The 12,471-nt window shown below is 68.2% G+C and carries 8 protein-coding genes; 6 read left to right on the forward strand and 2 right to left on the reverse strand.

The genetic code is table 11. The features are described from left to right. Positions 1 to 154: 154 nt before the first annotated feature. Entirely contained in the window at positions 155 to 2,260 is a 2,106-nt protein-coding gene (locus tag VFE83_RS01780; protein ID WP_324903152.1) for a M13 family metallopeptidase, read from the reverse strand. A 272-nt stretch (positions 2,261 to 2,532) separates the two neighbouring features. On the opposite strand from VFE83_RS01780, the gene VFE83_RS01785 reads away from it, so the two are divergent. The 4 genes from VFE83_RS01785 (at position 2,533) to VFE83_RS01800 (ending at position 5,852) form a co-directional block, all read left to right on the forward strand. Beyond that, complete coding sequence (locus tag VFE83_RS01785) at positions 2,533 to 2,871, forward strand: thioredoxin family protein (RefSeq protein WP_324903153.1); 339 nt, start codon at positions 2,533 to 2,535, stop codon at positions 2,869 to 2,871. A 54-nt stretch (positions 2,872 to 2,925) separates the two neighbouring features. Next, positions 2,926 to 3,966, forward strand: a complete 1,041-nt coding sequence (locus VFE83_RS01790) for an ROK family protein (RefSeq protein WP_324903154.1) — start codon at positions 2,926 to 2,928, stop codon at positions 3,964 to 3,966. A gap of 123 nt (positions 3,967 to 4,089) precedes the next feature. Further along, entirely contained in the window at positions 4,090 to 4,395 is a 306-nt protein-coding gene (locus tag VFE83_RS01795) for a hypothetical protein (protein WP_324903155.1), read from the forward strand. Between the two features lie 68 nt (positions 4,396 to 4,463). Continuing rightward, entirely contained in the window at positions 4,464 to 5,852 is a 1,389-nt protein-coding gene (locus VFE83_RS01800; RefSeq protein WP_324903156.1) for an MBL fold metallo-hydrolase, read from the forward strand. A gap of 6 nt (positions 5,853 to 5,858) precedes the next feature. Here VFE83_RS01800 and VFE83_RS01805 read toward each other — a convergent pair whose 3' ends face one another. Continuing rightward, positions 5,859 to 7,694 (reverse strand): monovalent cation:proton antiporter-2 (CPA2) family protein, encoded by a 1,836-nt coding sequence (locus tag VFE83_RS01805; protein ID WP_324903157.1) that lies wholly within the window; start codon positions 7,692 to 7,694, stop codon positions 5,859 to 5,861. Between the two features lie 376 nt (positions 7,695 to 8,070). Between VFE83_RS01805 and VFE83_RS01810 the strand changes: the two genes are divergently transcribed. Both VFE83_RS01810 and VFE83_RS01815 read left to right on the forward strand, forming a co-directional pair. Beyond that, positions 8,071 to 9,372 (forward strand): DEAD/DEAH box helicase, encoded by a 1,302-nt coding sequence (locus VFE83_RS01810; protein WP_324903158.1) that lies wholly within the window; start codon positions 8,071 to 8,073, stop codon positions 9,370 to 9,372. Positions 9,373 to 9,597: 225 nt separating this feature from the next. Then, complete coding sequence (locus tag VFE83_RS01815) at positions 9,598 to 12,084, forward strand: mechanosensitive ion channel family protein (RefSeq protein ID WP_324903159.1); 2,487 nt, start codon at positions 9,598 to 9,600, stop codon at positions 12,082 to 12,084. The last annotated feature ends 387 nt before the right edge of the window (positions 12,085 to 12,471 follow it).

Below are 12,471 nucleotides of genomic sequence, written 5' to 3' on the forward strand. Positions count from 1 at the left end.
CGCGTCGCGGTGCATTCGCCGACCAAGGTCGGCAGCTACCGGGGGGCGCCGGGATCAGTAGATCCACGCCATGCGTGGATGAAAGACACCCCGGAAAAACAAAGGCCCGGGAATTCCCGGGCCTTTGCAGGTCTGCAACAGCGTCAGCCAGGACTTACCAGATCACCACCTGCTGCTCGCCGGTGCGGGCCATCGGCGAACCGGCCTTGCACTGGAACGCGGCCGCGAAGGTCGGCAGGTTCGACGGTGCACCCATGGCGCGGAACTGTGCCGGGGCGTGCGGGTCGGTCGCCAGGCGGACCTTGGCGTTCTCCGGGGTGTACTTGGTGCGCCACACGGTGGCCCAGTTGAAGAAGAAGCGCTGGTCGCGGGTGAAGCCGTCCACCTTCGGGTCTTCCTTGCCGGCGCTGGCCTTCTGCAGGGCATCGTAGGCGGTAGCCAGGCCGCCCAGGTCGGCGATGTTCTCACCCAGGGTCAGGTGGCCGTTCACCGCCTGGCCGTCGACCTTGTACTGGTCGAACTGCTTGACCAGCTTGCCGGTCAGGCCTTCGAAGTTCTTCTTGTCAGCGGCGGTCCACCAGTCTTCCATGTTGCCGGTCGGCCCGAAGCGCGCGCCCTGGTCGTCGTAACCATGGGTCATTTCGTGGCCGATCACCGCGCCGATGCCGCCGTAGTTCATCTCATCCGAAGCGTTCGGATCGAAGAACGGCGGCTGCAGGATCGCGGCCGGGAAGACGATCTCGTTCTGCAGCGGGTTGTAGTAGGCATTCACCATCTGCGGCGGCATGCCCCACTCGGTGCGATCGACCGGCTTGCCGATCTTGCCCAGGTTCCACTTGTAGTTGAACTCGTTGGCGGCCAGCACGTTGCCGATGTAGCTGTCGCGGCTGGTTTCCAGGCCGGTCCAGTCGCGCCACTTGTCCGGGTAGCCGATCTTCGGCGTGAAGGCGGCCCACTTCTCCATCGCCTTCTTCTTGGTCTCGTCGCCCATCCAGTCCAGCTTCTCGATGCGGACCTTCAGCGACTCGGACAGGTTCTTCACCAGCTCCTGCATGCGCGCCTTGGATTCCGGCGGGAAGGCGACCTTCACGTACATCTGGCCCAGCGCTTCGCCGGCCTCGCCCTCGATGGTGTCGAGCACGCGCTTGCCGCGCTCCTTCAGCTCGTCCTGGCCACGCAGGGTCTTGTTGTAGAAGTTGAAGTTCTCCTGCACGAAGTTGTCGGACAGGTACGGCGAGGCGCTGTCGACGGTGTGGAAGCGCAGGTAGCTCTGCCACTGCGCCGCCGGCACGTCGCCCAGCATCTTGCTGACCTCGGCGTGGAAGGCCGGGATCGACAGCGAGAACATCTTCGGTGCGGCCACGCCCTGCGACTCGAAGAACTTCGTCCACGGGAAGTTCGGCGCCAGCTTGTCGGCGTCGGCCAGGCTCACCGGGTTGTAGTACAGCGACACGTCGCGCGAGAGCTCCTCGCTGGACTTGCTGACCTTGGCCAGGCGGGTCTCGAACGCGACCACGTCCTTGGCCTGCTTGGCCGCATCGGCCGCGGGCACGCCGCTCAGCTCAAGCACCTTGGCGACGTGCTGCTCGTAGGCGGCCAGCTTGTCCTTCTTGTCGGCGTCGAAGTAGTAGCCCTTGTCGGGCAGGCCCAGGCCGCCCTGCGAGGCGTAGGCGATGTTGTTCTTGGAATCCTTGAAGTCCGCTTCCGCGCCGAAGCCGAACAGGTAGTTCTCGCCCTTGGCCGCGGCGGTGCGGATGTAGTCGGCGACCTTCTCGCCGCTGTCGAGCGCGGCGATCGCGTCCAGCTTGCCCTGGATCGGCGCGATGCCCTGCTGGTTGATCTTGGCCGCGTCCATGCCGGTGGCCCAGAAGTCGCCGACGATCTTCTCCACGCCCGTTGCCGCGGTGTTGGCGGCTGCCTGTTCGGCCAGCTGGCGCTGCACGGCGGTGGAGCGCTCATCGAGCATCTCGAACGCGCCCCACGAGGTGCGGTCGCCCGGGATGGCGTTGGCGGCCAGCCACTTGCCGTTGACGTATCCGCCGAAGTCCGTGCACGCGTCCTTGCTGGTGTCCAGGTCGGCGACCTGGAAGCGGTTCACGCCGGGGAGCTTGCTCTCGTCGAGCTTGTAGGCGGGGGCGGCTTCGGCCGGCTTGCCGGCATCGGCAGCCGGCGCGGCGGCTTCTTCCTTCTTGCCGCATGCGGCCAGGGCGGCGGCGACGGCCAGGGACAGAACGAGGACTTGCGGTTTGTTGAGGCTCACTGAGGGCTCCTGCCGGAGTTGGCATTGGGCAGTTGAAGGACCCCGGGACCGGGGCATCGCGCGACATTAGACCCGATTGTCCCAAGCCGAGGGTGTCGAAGGTCACGCCGTAGCGGGTCCGTGTCGGCCCGGCGCGCCGTGGAAACGGTTCGACGCGGTCCGGGTGGCCGATTGGACCGATCGGGCAAGATGTGGCGGCCGCGCAGTCACCGGCGGGTCACGTCGCAGCGGGTCTGCTGTGGGGTATCCGAAACCCGCGTCCGGAGGTGCCCATGTATGCAAGTTCCTATTCCAGTGCGGAGCCCGCGCGGGCCGACGTCGATGCATGGAAAGGCGGCGCCGTGCTGGAGTTCGGCACCAACTGGTGCGGCTACTGCACGGCGGCGCAGCCGCTGATCCAGCCCGCGCTGGAAGCGCGCGCGGACCTGCAGCACGTCAAGGTGGAGGACGGGCCGGGCCGGCCGCTCGGGCGCTCGTACCGGGTGAAGCTGTGGCCGACGCTGATCGTGCTGCGCGATGGCCAGGAAGTCGCGCGGGTGGTGCGGCCCACGCGCGAAGAGGAAGTCCGCGACGCCCTGCGCGCGCTGGACGGCGACGCCGACGCGCGTTGACGTGGCCTATCCGCGCGGCGACGGACGATGCCGCTTTGGGCATCGATCCCTGCCATGGCCGCGCGCAGCAAGAAAACCTCCGTGCATGCAGTCTCGCGCCTGCCGGGCGCGACCATCGACAGCTACAACCTGGAGCTGCGCCAGCCGGAAGGCGAGGGCTTCATCGGCGATCTCGCCAGCCAGACCGCGTTCCGCGAACTGCTCGATCGCGCGCGCAAGCTGCACGCCACCGGCAAGGACCCCTTCGGCCGCACGTCGACGTTCGAGCTGGACAAGAAAAGCATCGACCTGGTGCTGATCGGCGGCGACGAGGATGCCGCACACCTCGTGCACCTGGCGGTGGAGGCGTTCGCACGGCGCCTTGTGCACGTGATCCATTGCTTCCGCACGCAGCCGGAGTGGGAAGGCGTCAAGCGCATCGTGCTGGGCGGCGGATTGCCGGAAAGCAAGGCGGGCGAGCTCGCCATCCGCCGCGCAGCGCGCCTGCTGCGCAACGAGCGCGCCGGTATCGGCCTGGTCGCGTTGCGCCACGATCCCGACGAAGGCGGCCTGCTCGGGTGGGTTCCGCTGTTGCCCGCGCGTCATCGCCGGCGCGAGGCATTCCTGGCCGTGGACGTGGGCGGGACCAACATCCGTTGCGGCATCGTCGAACACCGGCTGGCACGGGCGATGGATGGCTCGAAGGCGCGCGTGGTCGAAAGCCTGCAATGGCGCCATGCCGACGAAGGGCCGGACCGCGGTGAAGCGATCGCGCGGCTCGCGGGCATGCTCAACGGCCTGGCGGCCATGGCGCGCACGCTGCAGCTTCCACTGGCGCCGTTCGTCGGCATCGCCTGTCCCGGGCGTATCGAGGCCGACGGCAGCATCGCGACCGGCGCGCAGAACCTGCCGGGCGACTGGGAGGCGCCGTTCAACCTGCCGCGCGAACTGGTGCGCCATCTGGACCGCATCAGCGGCAGCGTGCCGCAGGTGAGCATGCACAACGACGCGGTGGTGCAGGGGCTGAGCGAACTGCCCCGCATGCGCGCCGTGCCGCGCTGGGGCGTGCTCACCATCGGCACCGGCCTGGGCAACGCCAGCTACACCAATCTCTGAGCGCTCGCGAAACGCGGCGCGGCCCTCACGGCGCGATCACGCCGTGCTGCACGCCAGTCTCACGCCTGCTTTTCAAGACTCTGCGACACCGACGCGATGATCGCGATCACTACGGAGTCCAGCATGGATACCAGCACCGTCGCCAACGCCGCCTATGGCGCCAACACCTTCCTGTGGATGTGCATCTTCGCGTTCGGCCTGATCCTCTCGATCCTGTGGATCCTGGTGCCGTTTGCCGTGTTCGGCATCAAGGGTCTGCTGCGCCGCATCGCTCGCAGCCTGGAAACGATCGAACGGCAGAACGTCGACCTGCTTGCCGCGTGGCGCGATTACCCGCGCGACTACGCCAATCGCGAAACCGTGGTGTACCGCGACGTTCGCCCTGACGGCACCGTCGTGGTTCGCGAAGACCGCGCGCCGCCTCCGTGAGCCGGCAACGCCGGCCGTGCTAGCGTGTCGCCGGTCGCGCGAAGGCGCACTGGAGAAAGCGGGGCGGCATGCGCGTACATTTCCACGGGGCGGCGGGCGAGGTGACCGGCTCGCTGCATGAAGTCGAGGCGGCAGGACATCGCGTGCTGCTCGACTGCGGCATGATCCAGGGCAGCCCGGAAGCCGAACGGCGCAACACCGATCCGTTTCCGTTCGAACCCGCGCGCATCGACGCGCTCATCCTCAGCCATGCGCACATCGATCACATCGGGCGCGTGCCGCTGCTGGTGAAGCGGGGCTTCACCGGGCGTATCTACACGCAGGCGGCGACGGCCGACCTGATGCCGGTCATGCTGATGGACGCGGCGTCCATCTCGGAAGGCGACGCCGAACGCTCCAACCGCTACCGCAAGCCGGGCGAGCCGATGGCGGTGCCGCTGTACACGCGCGAGGACGTGCAGGCCGCGATGGAGCACGTGCGTCCGCTGCCGTACGACGAGCGCACCACGGTGCTGCCAGGCATCGACATCACCTTCCGCGAGGCCGGGCACATCCTCGGCTCCAGCAGCATCGAGCTGTGGGCCGATGGGCGGAAGCTGGTGTTCTCCGGCGACCTGGGCCCCAAGGGCACGCCGATCCTGCGCGATCCCGCGCAGATCGATCGTGCCGACCTGGTGATGATGGAATCCACTTACGGCGATCGCCTGCATCGCGATCGCCTGGAAACCGTGCGCGAACTCGGCGACATCTTCGATGCGGCATGGCGCGAGGGCGGAAACGTGCTGATCCCGGCCTTCGCGGTCGGCCGCACGCAGGAACTGCTGTACTGGTTCGCGCGGCACTGGGAGGAGTGGCACCTGGCGCGCTGGCGCATCTTCCTCGACAGCCCGATGGCCGGGAAGGTCGTGGGCATCTACGATCGCCATGGCGAGTTGTTCGACGACGAAGCCAGGCGCGTCTGGCACGACAAGCCCAATCCGTTCCGCCTGCCCAGCCTGCATTTCACGCAGACGCGCGACGAATCGATGGCGATCAACCGGATCGAACGTGGCGCGATAGTCATTGCCGGCTCCGGCATGGCGAACGCCGGGCGCATCCTGCACCACTTCCGCCATCGCCTAGGGCGACGCGAGACGCACGTGGTGTTCGTCGGCTACCAGGCCGAAGGCACGCTGGGACGTCGCCTGGTCGACGGCGCGCGGTGGGTGCGCATCCACGGCTCGGACGTGCGCGTCAACGCGCAACGCCATACGGTCGGCGGGCTGTCGGCACACACCGACCAGCGTGGACTCATCGCGTGGTACGGCGGCATCGCCGGTCCGGACGGCGCCGCACACCCGCCGCTGGCACTGGTGCACGGCGAGGACCGTGCACGCGAGGCGCTCGCCGGGGAGATCGGCGAGCGCTTCGGCATCCAGGCGCGGCTGAGCCGGCCGGGCGACGTGCTCGAGGTGTAGCGCGCCTCAGCCGGCCTCGCCCTGCGCGGCGGCCGCGGTTTCCGGCGTGAGCGGCGTGGCCGCCTGGCGCGGACGCGTGAACGGCGTCGGCGTTGGCGTCACCGGCTTCGGCTCGACGTTGCCGATCAGCATGCGCGTGCCGGCATCGATACCTTCGGCCACTTCCACCTGTACGCGCTCGGCGTCGCGACGACGCACTTCCTCGGCGATCTCCAGCGCTTCCTCCTTCGGCACGCCCAGCTGGCATAGCGCGGACTGGCCGAACTTCATCGCCGATTCGAACGTCTCGCGGATCTGCACATCCACACCGGCATTGATCAGCTGCAGCGAATGTTCGCGATCGTACGAACGCACCAGCAGCTTCGCCTGCGTGAATTCCGACTTGGCCAGCTCGACGATCCGGTTAGCCGCGACGCGGTTGTCGATGCACACCGCGATGACCTGCGCGGTGTTGGCACCGGAAGCGCGCAGCACGTCCAGGCGCGTGCCGTCGCCGTAGTAGATCTTGAAGCCGAACGTGCCGGCGCTGCGGATCATCTCGACGTCGTTGTCGATGATGGTCACGTCCACGCCACGCGCCAGCAACGACTGGCTCACCACCTGGCCGAAACGGCCGAAGCCGATCATCAGCACGCTGCCGCTCAGGCCATCGGCCACGTCGAGGTCGTCGGTCTTCTCCGCGGGCTTGCGCAGCAGCGGGCGCACCATCAGCGTCACCAGCGGCGTCAGCGCCATCGACAGCACGACGATCGCGGTGAGGTTGGCGTTGCTCTGCGCGCTGATGACGCCGGTCGCGGCGGCGGTGGAATACAGCACGAAGGCAAATTCGCCGCCCTGCGCCATCAGCGTGGCCCGATCGAGCGCCTCGTGATGGCCGGACTTGAGCGCCCTCGCCACCACATAGATGCACAACGCCTTGGCCACCATCATCGCGAGCACGGCACCGACGATCATCTGCCAGTTCGCCGCGACGACGGACAGGTCCAGCGCCATGCCCACGCCCAGGAAGAACAGGCCGAGCAGCAGGCCGCGGAAGGGCTCCACGTCTGCTTCCAGCTGATGACGGAAGGTCGATTCGGACAGCAGCACGCCGGCGAGGAAGGCGCCCATCGCCATCGACAGCCCGCCCAGCTGCATCAGCAATGCCGAGCCCAGCACGACCAGCAACGCGGCCGCGGTCATCACCTCGCGAGCACGCACCGTCGCCAGCACGCGGAACAACGGATTGAGCAGCCAGCGGCCGGCCGCGAGCAACGTCACGATCACCGCTGCGCCGATGCCGACCGACACCCAGCGCGACTGGCCTTGCTCCGTCGCGCCGGGCGCCAGCAGGGCCACCAGCACCAGCAGCGGCACGATCAGCAGGTCCTCGAACAGCAGTACCGAGACGATCTTCTGTCCGTGCGGCAGCGCGACGTCCCCGCGCTCGGCCAGCAGCTGCATCACGATGGCGGTGGAGGTGAGCACGAAGCCCATCGCGCCGATGAACGCCACCGTGGGCGAATACCCGAACATCAGGCCCACGCCGGTCAGCGCGAGCGTGCAGGCGACGATCTGCGCCGTGCCCAGGCCGAAGATCTGCCGGCGCAGGCCCCACAGGTGGGAAGGCCGCATTTCCAGGCCGATGACGAACAAAAACATCACCACGCCCAGTTCGGCCACGTGCAGGATCGCCTGCGGGTCGGCGAACCAGCCCAGGCCGAAGGGCCCGATCACCAGCCCCGCGGCCAGATAGCCCAGCACCGAGCCCAGGCCCAGCCGCCGGAACAGCGGAACGGCCACCACCGCGGCGCCCAGCAGCGCCACCACCCTGACCAGATCGTTCGATCCCGCATCCGCCATCGTCTTCCCCGTCGCTCCAGATTCCAGATGAACCGCCCAGATGAGCCGTTCCACATGAATCGCACCGCCGCGCGCCAGCCTACATGGGTGGCAAGACAGGGCGCTTTCGCGTAGAGTCCGCCCCGTTCAGCGCACGGCTGCCTCCCCGCAAGGGTACGTTTCCCAGGTATGCCCGCCGTGGACCGCATTGCGGTTCGAGCAAACGGCTTCTATCCCGCACGTCTTTCGTCGCGCAGACACGGCCCGGAGCATCCGGCGTCGTTTACACGATCACTCGCACCGCGGTCACAGGGAACGCGCGAGTGTCACGCGGCCATCGGGCGCGCATGCCATCGGCATGCCGCGGCGCGCCGCGAAGCAAAGGAGCTGTATCCGAATGACGTTCGAAACCCTCGGGCTTTCGCCCGCGCTGCTGCGCGCGCTCGCCGAACAGAACTTCACCACCCCCACGCCGATCCAGGCCCAGGCCATCCCGCTCGCGCTGGCCGGCCACGACCTGCTGGGCGGCGCACAGACCGGCACCGGCAAGACCGCCGCGTTCGGCCTGCCGCTGCTGCACCGCCTGTCCAAGCAGACCGCGCCCAACGGCTACCGCCGTCCGCGCGCGCTGATCCTGGTGCCCACGCGCGAGCTGGCAGTGCAGGTCACCGACAACCTGCGCAGCTACGGCAAGCACCTGCGCATGAACACCAGCGCCATCTTCGGCGGTGCCGGCATGGGCCCGCAGGTGGAGATGTTCCGTCGCGGCGTCGACGTGCTGGTCGCCACGCCGGGCCGCCTGATCGACCATCTCGACCGCGGCACCGCCAAGCTCGACGCCATCGAACTGCTGGTGCTGGACGAGGCCGACCGCATGCTCGACATGGGCTTCCTGCCGGCGATGAAGCGCATCCTCGGCAAGCTGCCGCGCGATCGCCAGACCATGATGTTCTCCGCCACGTTCGAGGCCCAGCTGAAGCAGTTGGCCGTGGAGTTCATGCGCGATCCGCGACAGGTGCAGGTGGCCGCGCAGAACACCATCGCGCAGACCATCAGCCATCGCGTGCACGTGGTGGATGCCGGCCGCAAGCGCGACCTGCTGGTCGACATCCTCAGCACGCGCCACACCGACCAGGCCATCGTGTTCGGCCGCACCAAGCACGGCTGCAACCGGTTGGCCGAGCAGCTGGAAGAGGCGGGCCTGGCGGCTGTCGCCATCCACGGCAACAAGAGCCAGGCGCAGCGCCAGAAGGCCCTCAACGCGTTCAAGGCTGGCAAGGCGCGCGTGCTGGTGGCCACCGACGTCGCCGCGCGCGGCCTCGACATCCCCAACCTGCCGCTGGTCATCAACTTCGACCTGCCTATGGTGGCCGAGGACTACGTGCACCGCATCGGCCGCACCGGCCGCAACGGCGCCACGGGCGAAGCACTGTCGCTGGTCGCGCCGGAAGAGGGCGGTCTGCTGCGCCAGGTGCAGCGGATGCTCAAGGCCGATGTCGAGATGGTGGAAGTGGAAGGCTTCGCGCCCAGCCGTCCGATCCAGCTCAACGCGCCGCTGCCCAACCCGCGCCAGAAGCAGGCTCCGCGCAAGCCCGCGCACCGCCCGCATGGCAAGCCGGCCGCGCGTCACGCGCATGCCGGTCCCAAGCAGCACCGCGGCGGTGGCGGTCGCGGATCGCGTAGCGGCATCGGTGCATGACCGGTTGATCCGCACGCTCGCCTGATCATGGCCCCGGTTTCGCCGGGGCCATTTTCTTTTTGCGCGACCGGGACGCACGGTGCATCGCGATGCGCGGGCACGAGGCTCGCTGCCGACGAACGCAGAACCAGATCGCCACTGCGCCATGCAAGCGGCGCCTGTTCTAGACTCCCCGCGTCCGTTCCGGTGCGGCGCAGGCCCGCCTTCACGCCTTCTGGAGAAACGATGCGCCTCGGAGCCGTACTGCTGGCATGCCTGATGGGACTGGCGTCCATGTGGACGGCGACGCCGGTCCATGCGCAGGCGCAGAAGGTCCTGGAGGTGCAGCCGGCACCGCCGAAGGAGCCGGCGGCTGTGGCCGTGGCGGACATCCCGGCGCGCGCCGACACCGACGAACGTTTCGCCGAACGCGTGACGATCCGCGCGAGCGACGACGACCCGACCCGCGAACTCGGACCGCGCCTGGACGCCATCGCCGACTCGGTGAACCAGAAGCTGCGCGAGTTCCGCCCGCAGAAGCTGCGCACGCTGCCGGTGATGCGCCTGGAAAGCCTGGAGCGGCACTGGAAGTTCGATTCGCGCCGATTCGCGCGCTGGCAGGCCGACATGCGCGCGACCGTGTCGCCTTATGCGCAGGACGCCGCTGAACTGGCGCGCCGCCGCGCCGACTGGGAGGCCACGCAGGCCGCCGCGCGCGAAGGCGGATTGCCCGCCGCGCTGTCCGGCCGGGTCGATGCGATGGTCGCGCGCCTGAGGCAGGCCGAGCAGGCGCTGTCGGCACCGCTCGCCCGGCAGATCGAGCTGGGCCGCCGCGCCAACACCGTCGATGCCCGCATCCAGGCCGGGATGGAGGCCGTCGCCGACGCCATCGCCTACATCGACAGCCGCCTGATCCGCCTGGACTCGCCGCCGATCTGGGCCGCACGGCCCAGCGACGAACCCGACGCGGATTCGCTCAGCGGCGTGAGCACCGGCCTGCAGATCGAAACCCGCTTCATGCGCGAGTACGCCGGCGCCGAGCCAGGCAACCTGCGAGCGCTGCGGATCTTCCAGCTGCTGCTGCTGCCGTTGCTGGTGTGGCTGGCCATTCGCAGCCGTCGCGAGGCCGATCCGGCCGATCCCGACGAAGCCAACGATCCGTCCTCGCGCGCGCTGCGCCGTCCACTTTCGTCGTGGCTGCTGCTGGCGATGATGGGCGTGCTGGCGTTCGAACCCGACGCGCCGCTGCTGGTGCACCAGGTCGCGATGCTGATCGCGCTGATACCGGTGCTGCGCCTGCTGCCGCCGCATGCGAAACGCCTGCTCGGCCCGTGGCCCTATGTCGCCAGCGGTCTGTACCTGCTGGAGCGCGGCGCGTTCCTGTTCCTCGCCGACACGTTCCTGTACCGCTGGTACTACCTGGGACTGACGGTGCTGGCGCTGGGCCTGACCGTGTGGCTGCTGTGGCGCGCGCGCGGCGCCCGCAAGATCGGAACCACCGGGCGCATCGAAACCGCCGTGAACGTGATCGGCTGGGCCAGCGTGGTCCTGCTGGGCGCGTCGGTGGTGTCCAACGTGATCGGCAACTTCTCGCTGTCCGAGATGCTCACCACCGGCGTCATCGACAGCGGTTACCTGGGCCTGGTGCTCTACGCCGGAGTGACCGTCTTCGTTGCGCTGCTGAAGCTGATGCTGGCCGGACACGGCGTGCAGCGTTTCCGCCTGGCACGCGCGCACGCGCCACCACTGCTGCAGTTGCTGATACGCCTGCTCACCATCGCGGCGCTCGTCGGCTGGGTCGTGTTCGCGATGAACCGCTTCCGCATCTTCCGGCCCGCGTATGCGCTCGCGGAGGCGGTGCTGACGCATTCGTTCCAGCTCGGCGAGCTGTCGCTGAGCCTGGGCCACGTGCTGGTGTTCGCGGTGGCGGTGGTGATCGCGTACTGGGCGGCCAAGACCGTCCGCTTCCTGCTGCAGGAGGAAGTGCTGGCGCGCATGTCGCTGCCGCGCGGCGTCGGCAACAGCGTGGCGTCGCTCACGTACTACGCGCTGCTGCTGCTGGGCCTGGTGGTGGCGCTGTCCGCCGCGGGCTTCAAGGTGAGCCAGCTGGCGTTCCTGTTCGGCGCGCTGGGCGTGGGCATCGGCTTCGGCCTGCAGAACGTGGTCAACAACTTCGTGTCCGGCCTGATCCTGATGTTCGAACGTCCCGTGCAGCCCGGCGACGTGGTGGAGATCACCGGCACCTCCGGCCGCGTGCGCGAGATCGGCATGCGCGCCACCACCATCAAGACCTTCGAAGGCGCCGACGTGGTGGTGCCCAACGGCACGCTGCTGTCGGAAAAGCTGACCAACTGGACGCTGCTGGACCGCAACCGCCGCGTCGACATCAACGTCGGCGTCGCCTACGGGTCCGATCCCGAGCACGTGATGGACCTGCTGCGCAACGCCACGCGCGAAACGCCGGGCATCGCCACCGATCCGGCGCCGGCCGTGCTGTTCATGGGATTGGGGGCGAGCTCGCTCGACTTCGCCATCCGCGCGTGGACGTTCGACTACGACAATTCGGTCACGGTGCGCAGCGAACTGATGACACGCGTGCACTCGGCGCTGGTGAAGGCCGGCATCGAGATCCCGTTCCCGCAGCAGGACGTGCACCTGCGCAGCATTTCCCCGGATGCGGGGGAGTGGTTGGGGCGGCAGCGTGGTGGAGAGGGCGGGGCGACGAAGGCTTGACGTCGCGTTTCGCGTTTCGCCTTTCGCGTTCGCTTTTCGCTGTTTAGCTCTTTAGCTCTCTAGCTCCTTAGCCCTTTAGCTCCTTAGCTCCTTAGCTCCTTAGCTCTTTCGCTTTTTTGCTCGTCATCCCGGCGAAAGCCGGGATCCAGTTTGCTGTTGCCTTTGCTCGTCATTCCCGCGAAGGCGGGAATCCAGGGACTTTTCACGCTTTACCGGCCGCCCATGAGAAGCGAACAGCCGAAGCTCCCGTCCGTCTAAAGCCGGCCGGGTCACTTTTCTTTGCTGACCCAAAGAAAAGTAACCAAAAGAAAGGGTCTTCCCCGACGAAGCAATCCCACGACCGGCAGAGGAGTCGGCGCCCCGCAAGTCGGCATCCGTGCCTCCTTG

This window comes from Lysobacter sp. (genome assembly GCF_035655815.1).
GTDB lineage: Bacteria > Pseudomonadota > Gammaproteobacteria > Xanthomonadales > Xanthomonadaceae > Lysobacter_J.